The 13207-nt window shown below is 65.4% G+C and carries 13 protein-coding genes and 1 rRNA gene; 4 read left to right on the top strand and 10 right to left on the bottom strand.

Annotated features, from left to right (window positions below; genetic code table 11):
• Window positions 1-8 precede the first annotated feature (8 nt).
• From QZM35_RS35815 to rpe, 4 genes are all read right to left on the bottom strand, one after another.
• Window positions 9-599 (bottom strand): aminodeoxychorismate/anthranilate synthase component II, encoded by a 591-nt coding sequence (locus tag QZM35_RS35815; RefSeq protein ID WP_089430556.1) that lies wholly within the window; start codon window positions 597-599, stop codon window positions 9-11.
• Window positions 600-612: 13 nt separating this feature from the next.
• The gene (trpE, locus tag QZM35_RS35810; protein WP_089424397.1) at window positions 613-2106 is read right to left on the bottom strand and encodes an anthranilate synthase component I; all 1494 of its coding nucleotides are present in this window, start codon (window positions 2104-2106) and stop codon (window positions 613-615) included.
• A gap of 357 nt (window positions 2107-2463) precedes the next feature.
• Complete coding sequence (locus tag QZM35_RS35805; RefSeq protein WP_301777669.1) at window positions 2464-3228, bottom strand: phosphoglycolate phosphatase; 765 nt, start codon at window positions 3226-3228, stop codon at window positions 2464-2466.
• A gap of 4 nt (window positions 3229-3232) precedes the next feature.
• Complete coding sequence (rpe, locus tag QZM35_RS35800; RefSeq protein ID WP_011883156.1) at window positions 3233-3919, bottom strand: ribulose-phosphate 3-epimerase; 687 nt, start codon at window positions 3917-3919, stop codon at window positions 3233-3235.
• 178 nt (window positions 3920-4097) lie between these two features.
• Here rpe and apaG point away from each other — a divergent pair, with 178 nt between their 5' ends.
• Window positions 4098-4472 carry a Co2+/Mg2+ efflux protein ApaG gene (gene apaG, locus QZM35_RS35795; protein WP_011350820.1) on the top strand — a complete coding sequence of 125 codons (375 nt, stop codon included), beginning with the start codon at window positions 4098-4100 and terminating at the stop codon, window positions 4470-4472.
• A gap of 22 nt (window positions 4473-4494) precedes the next feature.
• Here apaG and QZM35_RS35790 read toward each other — a convergent pair whose 3' ends face one another.
• Window positions 4495-4626 carry a hypothetical protein gene (locus QZM35_RS35790; protein WP_256940834.1) on the bottom strand — a complete coding sequence of 44 codons (132 nt, stop codon included), beginning with the start codon at window positions 4624-4626 and terminating at the stop codon, window positions 4495-4497.
• A 28-nt stretch (window positions 4627-4654) separates the two neighbouring features.
• Here QZM35_RS35790 and QZM35_RS35785 point away from each other — a divergent pair, with 28 nt between their 5' ends.
• Window positions 4655-5779 (top strand): murein transglycosylase A, encoded by a 1125-nt coding sequence (locus QZM35_RS35785; RefSeq protein ID WP_226275398.1) that lies wholly within the window; start codon window positions 4655-4657, stop codon window positions 5777-5779.
• 260 nt (window positions 5780-6039) lie between these two features.
• Here QZM35_RS35785 and paaK read toward each other — a convergent pair whose 3' ends face one another.
• From paaK to paaN, 5 genes are all read right to left on the bottom strand, one after another.
• Window positions 6040-7338, bottom strand: coding sequence for a phenylacetate--CoA ligase PaaK (gene paaK / locus QZM35_RS35780; protein ID WP_089430557.1), 1299 nt, complete (start codon window positions 7336-7338; stop codon window positions 6040-6042).
• Window positions 7339-7376: 38 nt separating this feature from the next.
• Window positions 7377-7829, bottom strand: a complete 453-nt coding sequence (paaI, locus tag QZM35_RS35775; protein ID WP_301777668.1) for a hydroxyphenylacetyl-CoA thioesterase PaaI — start codon at window positions 7827-7829, stop codon at window positions 7377-7379.
• 1 nt (window position 7830) lies between these two features.
• Window positions 7831-8622: a 2-(1,2-epoxy-1,2-dihydrophenyl)acetyl-CoA isomerase PaaG gene (gene paaG, locus QZM35_RS35770; RefSeq protein ID WP_089494028.1), complete on the bottom strand. Its 792-nt coding sequence runs from the start codon at window positions 8620-8622 to the stop codon at window positions 7831-7833.
• A 45-nt stretch (window positions 8623-8667) separates the two neighbouring features.
• Window positions 8668-9870: a 3-oxoadipyl-CoA thiolase gene (gene pcaF / locus QZM35_RS35765; protein WP_301777667.1), complete on the bottom strand. Its 1203-nt coding sequence runs from the start codon at window positions 9868-9870 to the stop codon at window positions 8668-8670.
• Between the two features lie 87 nt (window positions 9871-9957).
• Window positions 9958-11664 carry a phenylacetic acid degradation protein PaaN gene (gene paaN, locus QZM35_RS35760; RefSeq protein ID WP_301777666.1) on the bottom strand — a complete coding sequence of 569 codons (1707 nt, stop codon included), beginning with the start codon at window positions 11662-11664 and terminating at the stop codon, window positions 9958-9960.
• 129 nt (window positions 11665-11793) lie between these two features.
• On the opposite strand from paaN, the gene QZM35_RS35755 reads away from it, so the two are divergent.
• Both QZM35_RS35755 and QZM35_RS35750 read left to right on the top strand, forming a co-directional pair.
• Entirely contained in the window at window positions 11794-12570 is a 777-nt protein-coding gene (locus tag QZM35_RS35755) for an enoyl-CoA hydratase (RefSeq protein ID WP_089424403.1), read from the top strand.
• 568 nt (window positions 12571-13138) lie between these two features.
• Window positions 13139-13207, top strand: a 16S ribosomal RNA gene (locus QZM35_RS35750); the annotation flags it as partial.

Raw genomic sequence — 13207 nt, 5'->3', positions numbered from 1 at the left:
GGCTCCCGTCAGGCGGCTTGCGCGGCCGCGGCGCGGGCCTGTTTCAGAAAATTCTCGAGCAGCGCGTGGCCATGCTCGGACAGGATCGATTCCGGGTGGAACTGCACGCCTTCGATCGGCAGCGTCTTGTGGCGCACGCCCATGATTTCGCCGTCGTCGGTCCAGGCGGACACCTCGAGGCAGTCGGGCAGCGATTCGCGCTCGATCGCGAGCGAGTGATAGCGCGTGACGTCGAAGTGCTTCGGCAGGTCGGCGAATACACCGCGGCAGTCGGTTTCGATCTTGCTCACCTTGCCGTGCATGATGGTCTTCGCGCGCACGACGCGGCCGCCGAAGGCCTCGCCGATCGCCTGATGGCCGAGGCACACGCCGAGGATCGGCTTCTTGCCCGCGAATTCCTTCAGCACGTCGAGCGTGATGCCCGCGTGCTGCGGGTTGCTCGGGCCGGGCGACAGGCAGATCGCATCGGGATTCAGGCGCGCGATTTCGTCGAGCGTGATTTCGTCGTTGCGGTAGGTGCGCACGTCCTCGCCGAGTTCGCCGAAGTACTGGACCAGGTTGTAGGTAAACGAGTCGTAGTTGTCGATCATGAGCAGCATGGTCAGTCTCCGGTCAGAAGTCGCTATCGAGGCCGTCCTGGACCTGTTCGGCCGCACGCAGCACCGCGCGCGCCTTGTTTTCGGTCTCTTGCCATTCGGATTCGGGCACCGAATCCGCGACGACGCCGGCCGCCGCTTGCACGTAAAGGTTGCCGTTGTGGATCAGGCCCGTGCGGATCGCGATCGCGAGATCCATCTCGCCCGAGAACGACAGGTAGCCGACGGCGCCGCCGTACAGCCCGCGCTTGACCGGCTCGAGTTCGTCGATCAGTTCCATCGCACGGACCTTCGGCGCGCCGGACAGCGTGCCGGCCGGGAACGTCGCGCGCAGCACGTCGTAGTTCGTCATGCCGGGCTTCAGCTTGCCTTCGACCGAGCTGACGATGTGCTGCACGTGCGAGTATTTCTCGATGACCATCTGGTCGGTCACGTGCACCGAGCCGATTTCCGCGATGCGGCCGACGTCGTTGCGCGCGAGGTCGATCAGCATCACGTGCTCGGCGATCTCCTTCGGATCGTTGAGCAGCTCGGTCGCGAGTTCCGCGTCGCGCTCGGGCGTGTTGCCGCGCGGTCGCGTGCCGGCAAGCGGGCGGATCGTGACGATCTGGTCTTCGCCGCGCTTTTCCTGGCGCACGAGGATTTCCGGCGATGCGCCGACCACGTGGAAATCGCCGAAGTTGTAGTAGTACATGTACGGCGACGGGTTCAGCGAACGCAGCGCGCGATACAGCGACAGCGGATTGTCGCGGTACGGCTTCGTCAGACGCTGGCCGACCTGGATCTGCATCAGCTCGCCGGCCGCGATGTATTCCTTCGCCTGGCGCACGGCGGCCAGATAATCATCCTTCTTGAACTCGCGGAACGTCTCGGTGCGCACGCTCGCCGACGTGACCGGCGGCTGCACGGTCGTGCGCAGGCGCTGCTTCAGTTCGCGCAGGCGTTGTTTCGCCTTCGTATAGGCTTCGGCCTGGCTCGGATCCGCGTAGATGATCAGGTACAGCTTGCCGGCGAGGTTGTCGATGACCGCGACTTCCTCGGTCAGCAGCAACTGGATGTCGGGCAGGCCGAGATCGTCGCGCGGTGCGGTGTTCGCGAGCTTCTTCTCGATGTAGCGCACCGCGTCGTAGCCGAAATAGCCGGCGAGACCGCCGCAGAAGCGTGGCAGGCCCGGGCGCTGCGCCACCTTGAAGCGCGCCTGGAACGATTCGATGAACTGGAACGGGTCGCCGTCGTGCGTCTCGACGACCTCGCCGTCGCGTACGACTTCCGACACGCCGTTGCGGGTCCGCACGAGCGTACGGGCGGGCAGGCCGATGAACGAATAGCGGCCGAAGCGTTCGCCGCCGACCACCGATTCGAGCAGGAACGAGTTGGCGCCCGAGCGTTCGGGCTGGGCCAGCTTCAGGTAGAGGGACAGCGGCGTTTCGAGATCGGCGAGGGCCTCCGCGATCAGCGGGATGCGGTTGTAGCCTTCGTTCGCGAGCGATTGAAATTCGAGTTCGGTCATGTTCCGGTCCTGTTCGGGACGAGCGGCGCGTGCGCCAGGGATCACTTGACGCTGCGCGGGTTGCCGTCGGCGAAAGGGCGGTCGATCGAGAAGTGCCTGTTGCCGGCCGGCACTCCGGGCGTGAACGTCGCGAGCCAGCGGCCGCACCTGAACGCAAGCGTTCGGACGCGGTAGAACTCGAGGTGGTGCGACGATCGGCGCGCGGATGCGCAGCGAGATAAAAAACGGCGCTGAAGACGTGCTTCAGCGTACCTCATCGAAGAGGTTAGCGCGACCAGCGACGCCAGGGCCAGGCTCCCCGGTCGATGCTGCTCAGACTCCGTTTTTTATTCAGAAACATGCAGATGGAAGAAATAATCAGAGGGTTGGCCGGCCGGCGTTGTGCGCGGAGATCGCGCGAGCTGCGACCAGCAACGAATCGACTATACCATCCGAATTTATCGTTTGTATAGCTTTGCCATGGTTGTAGCCGTACGGCACCGTCAGCGTCGCCATCCCGGCCGCGCGGCCTGCCAGCGCATCGTTTTCCGAGTCGCCGATCGCGACTGCCGCATCCGGTGCGACGCCGAGCGCGTTGCAGGCCGTCAGCATCGGCAGCGGATCGGGCTTCTTGCGCGCGACGCTGTCGCCGCCGAGCACGATGCCGAAGCAATCGGCCAGCCCGTATTGCTCGAGCAGCTCGACCGCGAAGCGATGCGGCTTGTTCGTCACGCACGCGAGCCGGATGCCGGCTGCGCGCAGCGCGTCGAGACCGGCGGCCACGTCCGGGTAGAGGCGTGTGTGGCGGCCGTTGATCTTCGCGTACTCGGTCTGGTAGATCGCGAGTGCGTCGTCGAAGCGGGCGTGCGCCTCGTCGGCTGCGAAGCGCGGCTTCAGCACGCTCTGGATCAGGTGTTCGGAGCCCTTGCCGACGTAGCCGATCACCTCGTCGCGCGACGTGGCCGGCGCGCCGAGCTGCGCGAGCATCCCGTTCAGGCCGGCCGTGAAATCGTCGGCCGTATCGACCATGGTGCCGTCGAGATCGATCAGCGCCGCGTCGATGCGCGGCGTGGCGAAGCGGATCGGAGCGGCTTCCGGTGCGGCCCCGGCCGATGCAGGGCCGGCGAGCGACGAGTCGGCCACGGCGTCAGCTCCGCTCGACGGTAGCGAGCGCGGCGCGCATCTCGTCGATCACCTTGCGGTAGTCCGGCTTGCCGAAAATCGCCGAACCCGCGACGAAGGTGTCGGCGCCGGCCGCCGCGATTTCCGCGATGTTGTCGGTCTTCACGCCGCCGTCGACTTCAAGCAGGATCTCTCGGCCGGTGCGCTCGGTGTACGCGTCGATGCGTGCGCGTGCTTCGCGCAGCTTGTTCAGCGTTTCCGGAATGAACGACTGGCCGCCGAAGCCCGGGTTGACCGACATCAGCAGCACGAAGTCGAGGCGGTCCATCACGTGGTCGAGGTAGTTCAGCGGCGTGGCCGGGTTGAACACGAGGCCGGCCTTGCAGCCGTGGTCGCGGATCAGCGACAGCGTGCGGTCGATGTGATCGGAGCCTTCCGGGTGGAAGCTGATCAGGTTGGCACCGGCCTTCGCAAAATCGGGCACGATCCGGTCGACCGGGCGCACCATCAGGTGCACGTCGATCGGCACCTGCACGTGCGGGCGGATCGCTTCGCACACGAGCGGGCCGATGGTCAGGTTCGGCACGTAATGGTTGTCCATCACGTCGAAGTGGATCCAGTCGGCGCCGGCGGCGACCACGTTGCGGACTTCTTCGCCGAGCCGTGCGAAATCGGCCGACAGGATGCTGGGAGCGATGCGGAATTGGGTCATGGCAGGGGAGCGGGGACGTTGCGGCGCAAAACCGCCATTCTACCGTCCGGCGACCCGGTGCGCGGCGACAGGCCGTGCGGTCGAGGCCGGATTGCGCATAGAATGCCGAACCAATGCGGCGCGCCCGCGGCCCCGTTGCCCATGCCGGCACGGGCGGTCATCTTCCAGCGGAAACACCATGAGTCAGTATCAATTCACCGTTTCGGTGAAAACCAGCTACTTGCCGGAACAATCCGACCCCGATCGCCGTCAATACGCATTCGCGTACACGCTGACGATCCGCAACACGGGACAGGTCGCGGCACAGCTGATCGCGCGTCACTGGATCATCACGGACAGCGAGAACCACGTGCAGGAAGTGAAGGGGCTCGGCGTCGTCGGGCACCAGCCGCTGCTCCAGCCGGGCGAGCACTTCGAGTACACGAGCTGGGCCGTGATCGCGACACCGGTCGGCACGATGCGTGGCGCGTACTTCTGCGTGGCGGAGGACGGCGAGCGTTTCGAGGCGCCGGTCGACGAGTTCGCACTGCACATGCCGCGCACGCTGCATTGAGCGGGCGGAGTGCGTCAGGGTGTTAGCGCGGCTTGCGGGTGTGCTTCTTTCTGCCCGACGACGTCCACACGACGATGAAGATCAGCAGGGCGAGCGCGACGAAGGCTTCGAGCGCGAAGATGAGCATCGGATATTGGTCGAGAAAATCTGACATGGCGGTTTCCATCAAGAACGGACATTGTATGTGGTTTGGGCCCCGGGTGGCCGGGTGGGTTGCGGCTGCCGCGGCAGCGGCGCTGCTGGCAGCGTGCGGTGGCGCGCCGACGCGGACGTCGTCGCTGAAGCCGCCGACCGGCGCGGCGATCGTGCCGGGTCAGGTTGCCGCGAAGCGGCTCACGCCGGTTGCGTGGCAGCAGGTGCCGGGCTGGCAGGACGATTCGCTGCTCGGCGCAACCGCCGCGCTGCGACAGAACTGCGTGCGGCTCGCGCGCCAGCCGGCCTGGGCACGCGCTTGCGCGGCCGCCGACCGGCTCGACGAGCTTGACGTCAGCAGTGCACGCACGTTCTTCGAAACGTATTTCACGCCGTTCCAGCTTGCGAACACCGACGGTACGCTCGACGGGCTCGTGACCGGCTATTACGAGCCGCTGCTGCACGGTTCGCGCGTGCGTCGCGGTCCGTATCAGTACGCGCTCTACCGCTGGCCGGCCGGTTATCGCGCGGGCGCCGCGCTGCCGGCACGCGCGCAGCTCGAACGCGCCGGCATCCTGAACGGCAACGAACTCGTGTGGGTCGACGACCCGATCGAAGCGTTCTTCCTGCAGGTGCAGGGCTCGGGGCGCGTGCTGCTCGACGACGGTTCGGTGATGCGGGTCGGCTTCGGCGGCACCAACAACCAGCCGTACCGCTCGATCGGCAAGTGGCTGCTCGATCGCGGCGAGCTGACGCCCGCTCAGGCGACGATGCAGGGCATCAAGGCGTGGGCGAAGGCGAACCCGACCCGGGTCGACGCGTTGCTCGATACGAACCCGCGGTTCGTGTTCTTCCGCGACATGCCGACCAAGGAAGATGCGCCGCACGGCGGCGCGGACGGCCCGATCGGTGCACTGGGCGTACCGCTGACGCCGGAGCGTTCGATCGCCGTCGACCCGTCGTCGATCCCGCTCGGCACGCCCGTGTTCCTGCAGACGACGCGCCCGCTGACGAATACGCCGATGAACCGGCTCGTGTTCGCGCAAGATACGGGCTCCGCGATCAAGGGGGGCGTGCGGGCCGACTATTTCTGGGGGCTCGGCGACGATGCAGGCGATCAGGCCGGGCGGATGAAGCAGGTCGGCCGGATGTGGCTGCTGTTCCCGAATTCGTGATGTGACGCGGCGCGGGTGCTCGTGGTTTCTCGGGGCGCTGCCGATGCGATAGGTGCGGCGTGGAAGCGGCGGTGTGCGTGGGGCACGTCGCTCTGATCGTGAGGGCGTACCTGCGGTGCCAGATTTCGTGATGCGCTTGTTGCGTCGGCGGATGCCCAAAGGCGTCCTGGAATGAAACAGCCCGATCGGTGTTGGCCGATCGGGCTGTTTCATTTGCCACTTTGGATTCACCGCGCGTCATGCACGCGTAGCGATTTTCGTCAGCCCCTGCGCTTGTCGACGACGCGTCGCGCCTTGCCGACCGACCGCTCGATCCCGTTCACGGGAAGCACGTTGATCACGGCCGTTACGCCGATCAGCGACTTGATGTCGTAGGCGAGCGCCTGTTTTGCCGCATGGATCGCCGCCGTATCGGGTGCTGTCTCGGGGCAAGGCTCGACATTGAGCGTCATCACGTCGAGCGGGCCTTCCTTCGTCAGCACGATCTGATAGTGCGGGGCGAGCGCGTGCTGCTTGAGCAACTGCTCCTCGATTTGCGTCGGGAACACGTTGACGCCGCGCACGATCATCATGTCGTCCGAGCGCCCGGTGATCTTCTCCATCCGGCGCATCGTGCGGGCAGTGCCGGGCAACAGCCGCGTGAGGTCGCGGGTCCGGTAGCGGACGATCGGCAGCGCCTCCTTTGTCAGCGACGTGAACACGAGCTCGCCGAGTTCGCCGTCCGGAAGCGCCTCGCCGGTTTCGGGATCGATGATTTCCGGATAGAAGTGGTCTTCCCAGATGGTCGGGCCGTCCTTGGTCTCGACGCATTCGGACGCGACGCCGGGGCCCATCACTTCGGACAGCCCGTAAATGTCGACCGCATCGATGCCCATCCGCTGCTCGATCGCGACGCGCATGTCGTTGGTCCAGGGTTCCGCGCCGAAGATGCCGATGCGCAGCGAACTCTGCACGGGATCGAGACCCTGGCGCTCGATTTCGTCGGCGATCGACAGCATGTAGCTCGGCGTCACCATGATGATGTCGGGCCGGAAATCCTGGATCAGCTGCACCTGCTTCTCGGTCTGGCCGCCACCGAACGGGATCACGGTCAGCCCCGCGCGTTCGGCACCGTAGTGCGCGCCAAGCCCGCCCGTGAACAAGCCATAGCCGTAGCTGACGTGCACCTTGTCGCCGCGGCGCGCCCCGGCGGCGCGGATCGAGCGCGCGACGAGATTCGCCCAAGTGTCGATGTCGCGGGCCGTATAGCCGACGACCGTCGGCTTGCCGGTCGTGCCCGACGACGCATGAATGCGCGAGATCTGGTCCTGCGGCACCGCGAACATCCCGAACGGGTAACTGTCGCGCAGGTCGCTCTTCGTCGTGAACGGGAAGCGCGACAGGTCGGCGAGCGTCTTCAGGTCGTCCGGGTGGACACCCGCGTCGTCGAACTTGCGACGATAGACGGGGGAGTGGTCATACGCATGCCGGAGCGACCACTTGAGGCGCTCGAGCTGCAGCGCGGTCAGCTCGTCGCGTGAGGCGGTCTCGATCGGCTCGAGCGGTAGCGGGGTAGTCATGCATGTCTCCAGTGTTTGTTATGTGCGAGCCGTCGACGTCAGCGGTCTTCCGGGATGACCGTGCCCTTGATCTGGGCGGATTTGCCGCGAAACATCGCGACGGTTTCACCGGTCTGGTTCGTGACGCGGATGTCGTAGATGCCTTGGCGGCCAGCACGCGCCTGCTCGATCGCCTCGGCCGTCAGCACGTCATCGCCGTGCACGGGGCGCAGGAATTCGATCGAGCAGCCGGCCGCGACGGTATTCACGTTGTACGAGTTGCACGCGAACGCGAACGTCGAATCGGCCAGCGTGAAGATGATCCCGCCATGGCAGGTCTGATGCCCGTTCAGGAATTCGGGCCGCACGCGCATCTGCAGGCGCGCGTAGCCGGCGCGTACTTCGGCGATTTCCATCCCGAACGCACGGCTGCATGCGTCGGCGTCGTACATGGCCCGCGCGGTGGCGCGAGCGAGTGCATCGGGGGCGAGCGTGGCAGTGGCGTTTGTCATGTCAACGCCCCTCGAAGCGCGGCGCGCGCTTCTCGATGAATGCCTTCACGCCTTCCGCGTAGTCGTGCGACTGGCCGAGCATGCGCTGCAGGTCGCGTTCCATGTCGAGTTGCTGGTCGAGCGTGTTCGTGACACTGGCACGCATCGATTGCTTGATCGATGCGATCGCGAGCGTCGGCTGCTGCGCGAGCTGGGTGGCGAGCTGGCGGGCTGATGCAGCGAGCGCGTCGTCGTCGACAGCGCGCCAGATCAAGCCCCATTGCTCGGCCTGTTCGGCGCCGAGCTTGTCGCCGGTCAGCGCGAGCCCCAGCGCGCGTGCCATGCCGACGCGTTGCGGCAGGAACCACGTACCGCCCGAATCGGGCACGAGACCGATCTTGACGAAGGCCTGGATGAAGCTGCTCGAGCGGGCGGCGAACACGAGATCGCAGGCGAGCGCGAGATTCGCGCCGGCGCCGGCCGCCGTGCCGTTGACGGCGGCGATCACCGGAATCGGCAGACGCTGCAGGCGGCGGATCAGTGGATTGAAGTGCTCGTCGATCAGCGCGCCGAGATCGGTGGACGCGCCCGGCGTGAAGTCGAGATCGGCCAGGTCCTGGCCCGCGCAGAAGCCGCGCCCCGCACCCGTCAGGATCAGTGCACGCGCGCCGGCTGCCTCGACATCATCGAGTGCCGACTGCAACTCGCGATGCATCGCCCGCGTAAAGCTGTTCAGCTTGTCGGGGCGGTTGAGGGTAATCGTGGCTACGTTCGAGGCCTGATCGATTTCCAGCTGAATCGCCTGATAGGACATGCAGTGTCTCCTTCATGACTTCGTTATAGGCGCGCGGTGCGTCGGTTACACGCGTTCGATCGCGAGCGCGATGCCCTGGCCGACGCCGATGCACATCGTACAGAGCGCAAAGCGGCCGCCCGTACGCTCGAGTTGGTGGAGCGCCGTGGTCACGAGCCGGGCGCCTGATGCGCCGAGCGGATGTCCCAGTGCGATCGCACCGCCGTTCGGGTTCACGCGCGGATCATCGTCGGCGACGCCGAGCATGCGCAGCACCGCGAGACCTTGGGACGCGAACGCCTCGTTCAGCTCGATCACGTCGAACTGGTCGATTGTCATGCCGAGCTGGTGCAGCAGTTTTTGTGTGGCCGGCGCGGGCCCGATGCCCATCACGCGCGGCGCGACGCCGGCTGTCGCCATGCCGATGACGCGTGCGCGGCGGCGCAGGCCGTACTGGTCGGCTGCTTGCGCATTGGCGAGCAGCAGCGCGCACGCACCGTCGTTGACGCCCGAGGCGTTGCCGGCCGTCACCGAGCCGTCCGGGCGCGCGACGCCCTTCAGCTTCGCGAGCGCTTCGAGCGATGTCTCGCGCGGATGCTCGTCGCGCGCGACGACCACCGGATCGCCTTTCTTCTGCGGAATCGTGACGGCAACGATTTCGTCGGCAAGCGTGCCGTCCTGCTGCGCACGTGCAGCCTTCTGCTGGCTGCGCAGCGCGAACAGATCCTGGTCGGCTCGGCTGATGTTGTAGTCGACCGCGACGTTTTCGGCCGTCTCGGGCATCGAATCGACGCCATACAGCTGTTTCATCAGCGGATTGATGAAGCGCCAGCCGATCGTCGTGTCGAAAACGTCGGCCTGGCGTGCGAACGCGCTCGTGGCCTTGCCCATCACGAACGGCGCACGCGTCATGCTCTCGACGCCGCCTGCGATCATCAGGCGCGCCTCGCCCGCCTTGATCGCGCGCGCGGCCGTGCCGATCGCGTCCATCCCGGAGCCGCACAGCCGGTTCAGCGTCGTGCCGGGCACGTCGGTCGGCAGGCCGGCGAGCAGCGACGACATGCGCGCGACGTTGCGGTTGTCCTCGCCGGCCTGGTTCGCGCAGCCGTAGATCACGTCGTCGATCGCCGCCCAGTCGACATCACGGTTGCGCTCGATGAGCGCCTTGAGCGGCACCGCACCGAGGTCGTCGGCGCGGAGATCTTTCAGGGCGCCGCCGTAGCGGCCGATGGGAGTGCGAATCGCGTCGCAGATATAGGCGTCTGTCATGGGCGTATCGATGAGCAACGAACCCGCCGGGTGGCGGATTCGTTCATGGTAGAGAACGTGGCGGCGTTTGCACGTCGGCCATTCGGGTTATGCCGGTTGGCCGGCTTCCACGGGTGCTGCTTTCGGCGCAACATGGACACGGCTTTGCACTACGCGGAACCGGTTGGCGACGAACGCCGGGTCGGCCAACGCCGCGTTGGCTGCCGGATTCGCGCCCGTGCCGTGGAAATCCGAGAACGCGGCAGACTGGTTCACGAACACGCCGCCCGTCAGGTTGATCGACAGTGCGACGCCACCGCGTACCGCCGCGTCGTGGGCGGCGTCGACGATCGCGTCGTCGGTGCTGTAGACGGAGAGGGTCAGCGCGCCATGTTCGGCCGCGATTTCCCCGGCGAGGTCGAGCGACTGCGCGGTCGAGTCGGTCGCGATCACGAACGAGATCGGGCCGAACCATTCCTGCGTGAATTTCTCGCGATCGGCCACGTCGAGTTGCAGCACGAGCGGCGTGCGCACGCGGGCATCGGGGAACGCAGGGTGCTGGAGGGTCAGGCTGTCGGCGAGCACGCGGCCGAGCTCGCGGGCGTTGTCGATGCGTGCGGTCACGCTTTCGTTCTGGATTGCGCCGATCAGTTCGACCGAGCGTGCCGGGTCGCCGGTGAGTTTTTGCACGGCAACGGCGATGGCTTGTGCGACCTCGTCGAAGCTCGCATGGCCGTCCGCCGTCCGGATGCCGTCGCGCGGCACGTAGATGTTCTGCGGTGCCGTGCACATCTGGCCGGAGTACAGCGCCAGCGAGAACGCGATGTTCCTGGCGACGGCCTTCAGGTCGTCGGTCGAGTCGATCACGATCTGGTTGACGCCGGCCTTCTCGGTATAGACCTGTGCCTGGTGGGCATGGCGTTCGAGCCACGTGCCGTTTTGCGTGCTGCCGGTGAAGTCGATCAGCTTGATCTCGGGGCGCAGCGCGAGATCCTGGACGAGTGCGCCGTCGTTGGGTTCGGTCGCGAGGAGCGTGACGACGTTCGGATCGAAACCGGCTTCGCGCAGCACGTCGCGAGCGATCCGGACGGTGATGGCGAGCGGCAGGATCGCACCCGGATGCGGCTTGACGATCACGGTGTTGCCGGTTGCGAGATCGGCGAACAGGCCGGGATAGCCGTTCCAGGTCGGGAAGGTGCAGCAGCCGAGCACGAGCCCGGTGCCGCGCGGGACGATCGTGTAGCGCTTGTGCATCGCGAGCGGCGGGTTCTTGCCTTGCGGTTTTTCCCAGTGCGCGTCGGCCGGGATGCGGCGCAGTTCGTCCCATGCATAGGCGACTGCTTCGAGCGCACGATCTTGCGCGTGCGGGCCGCCGGCCTGGAACGCCATCATGAATGCCTGCCCCGTGGTGTGCATCACGCTGTAGGCGATTTCGAAGCTGGCGCGATTCAGGCGCGCGAGGATTTCGAGACTGACGCCGATCCAGGCGCTCGGGCCGGCTTCGCGCCACGAGCGTTGTGCTGCGGCAGCGGCGGCGATCAGTTCGTCGGGCGTCGACTTCGGATACCGGATGCCCAGTGCAATGCCGTACGGCGACCGCTCTGCGCCGACCGTTTCTCCGGACGCCGGCTGGTCGAGCGCGAACGTCTTGTCGAGGTGCGACTTGAACGCGGCCTCACCATCTGCGTTCGCGCTTTCCCCGTACACTTTGGGGCTCGGCATTTCGGTGAACGGGCTCCAGTACCCGCGGCTCTCGATTGCGGCGAGTGCGTGTTTCAGCGTGTCTTCGTGCTTCGTGAACAGTGCATGGGTCATGGCGGCAGCCTGATGGACGTTGAGAGGGGTTGGATCGATTAATTAACCGACCGGTTGGTCGGAGAATGGTAGCATCAAACTATTCGCATGTGCGAGGCGTTTCTCATTTCATTGATCGAGGAGAAATAGATGGCTTACGAGAACATCCTGGTGGAGACCCGGGGGCGTGTCGGGCTGGTTACGCTGAACCGTCCGAAGGCGCTGAATGCGCTGAACGATGCACTGATGGATGAGCTGGGCGACGCGCTGAAGGCGTTCGATGCGGACGATGGCATCGGCGCGATCGTGGTGACCGGGAGCGAGAAGGCGTTCGCGGCTGGCGCGGACATCGGCATGATGGCGACCTACTCCTATATGGATGTCTACCGGGGCGACTACATCACGCGTAACTGGGAGACGGTCCGTGAGATCCGCAAGCCGATCATTGCGGCGGTTTCGGGCTTTGCACTGGGCGGTGGTTGTGAGCTGGCCATGATGTGCGACATCATTTTTGCGGCGGACACGGCCAAGTTCGGCCAGCCGGAAATCAAGCTGGGTGTCATGCCGGGTGCGGGCGGCACGCAGCGTCTGCCGCGCGCGGTGTCGAAGGCGAAGGCGATGGATATGTGCCTGACTGCACGTTTCATGGATGCTGCCGAAGCGGAGCGCGCGGGGCTCGTGTCTCGTGTGCTGCCGGCCGACACGCTGCTCGACGAGGCGCTTGCCGCCGCGGCGACGATCGCCGAGTTTTCGCTGCCGGCGGTCATGATGGTCAAGGAGTCGGTGAACCGCGCGTACGAGACGACGCTGGCCGAAGGCGTCCACTTCGAGCGTCGGCTGTTCCATTCGCTGTTCGCGACCGAAGACCAGAAGGAAGGGATGGCGGCATTCGTCGAAAAACGGAAGCCAGTGTTCAAGCACCGCTGATCGGGTTGGTGGGGTAGTTGGCCGGCGACGGGGCGGTATCGGTCGTCGGCATGTTTGCCCGGCCCGTCGAGCCCGAAGCCCCCGTGCGCGTCAGCGCACGGGGGCCTTTTCAAAATATTTTCACAAAGGGGCTTGCGTAGGCGGGGGTGGGTGCTTAGAATCACGCCTCTTTCGCGCTAACGGAAACGCGGCGTGGGAGAAGGGAAGCAAGGTGGGTGGTGTGCTGGAGTCTGAAGCGCGCAGCTGGCCTGGAAGTTGAACCCCGCAGTCGCAACGATGTAGTGTAAAAAGTTGTTGACGAACTGCGAAACACGGTTCATAATTTCGCTTCTCTGCTGCTGAAAACGCAGCGCTGCCGGGAAACACGAAGTTCCTCGCAGAATGCTCTTTAAAAATTAACAGCCGATAAGTGTGGGCGCTTGATGAAGGCGAGCTGATCCTCGGATCAGATAGCGAAAGTATCAAGAGTCTCACACTAAAGTAAGTCAGGTTTATGAAGTAATTCATTTACCTGTCAGCTTTGAGTGAGCGACCGGTTCTTAACTGAACCGAAAACAGTAACAGGTTTAAACTGAAGAGTTTGATCCTGGCTCAGATTGAACGCTGGCGGCATGCCTTACACATGCAAGTCGAACGG

It is taken from the genome of Burkholderia sp. AU45274, from assembly GCF_030482505.1.
Lineage (GTDB): Bacteria > Pseudomonadota > Gammaproteobacteria > Burkholderiales > Burkholderiaceae > Burkholderia.
Note: the sequence above shows the minus strand (reverse complement) of the source record. Positions and strands in the feature narration are given on the sequence as shown.

Bases quoted from the DNA above. Each gene is read 5' to 3' on its own strand.
- QZM35_RS35815 (WP_089430556.1), bottom strand. From the start codon at position 599: ATGCTGCTCATGATCGACAACTACGACTCGTTTACCTACAACCTGGTC.
- trpE (WP_089424397.1), bottom strand. From the start codon at position 2,106: ATGACCGAACTCGAATTTCAATCGCTCGCGAACGAAGGCTACAACCGC.
- rpe (WP_011883156.1), bottom strand. From the start codon at position 3,919: ATGACCCAATTCCGCATCGCTCCCAGCATCCTGTCGGCCGATTTCGCA.
- apaG (WP_011350820.1), top strand. From the start codon at position 4,098: ATGAGTCAGTATCAATTCACCGTTTCGGTGAAAACCAGCTACTTGCCG.
- QZM35_RS35790 (WP_256940834.1), bottom strand. From the start codon at position 4,626: ATGTCAGATTTTCTCGACCAATATCCGATGCTCATCTTCGCGCTCGAA.
- QZM35_RS35785 (WP_226275398.1), top strand. From the start codon at position 4,655: ATGTGGTTTGGGCCCCGGGTGGCCGGGTGGGTTGCGGCTGCCGCGGCA.
- paaK (WP_089430557.1), bottom strand. From the start codon at position 7,338: ATGACTACCCCGCTACCGCTCGAGCCGATCGAGACCGCCTCACGCGAC.
- paaI (WP_301777668.1), bottom strand. From the start codon at position 7,829: ATGACAAACGCCACTGCCACGCTCGCCCCCGATGCACTCGCTCGCGCC.
- paaG (WP_089494028.1), bottom strand. From the start codon at position 8,622: ATGTCCTATCAGGCGATTCAGCTGGAAATCGATCAGGCCTCGAACGTA.
- pcaF (WP_301777667.1), bottom strand. From the start codon at position 9,870: ATGACAGACGCCTATATCTGCGACGCGATTCGCACTCCCATCGGCCGC.
- paaN (WP_301777666.1), bottom strand. From the start codon at position 11,664: ATGACCCATGCACTGTTCACGAAGCACGAAGACACGCTGAAACACGCA.
- QZM35_RS35755 (WP_089424403.1), top strand. From the start codon at position 11,794: ATGGCTTACGAGAACATCCTGGTGGAGACCCGGGGGCGTGTCGGGCTG.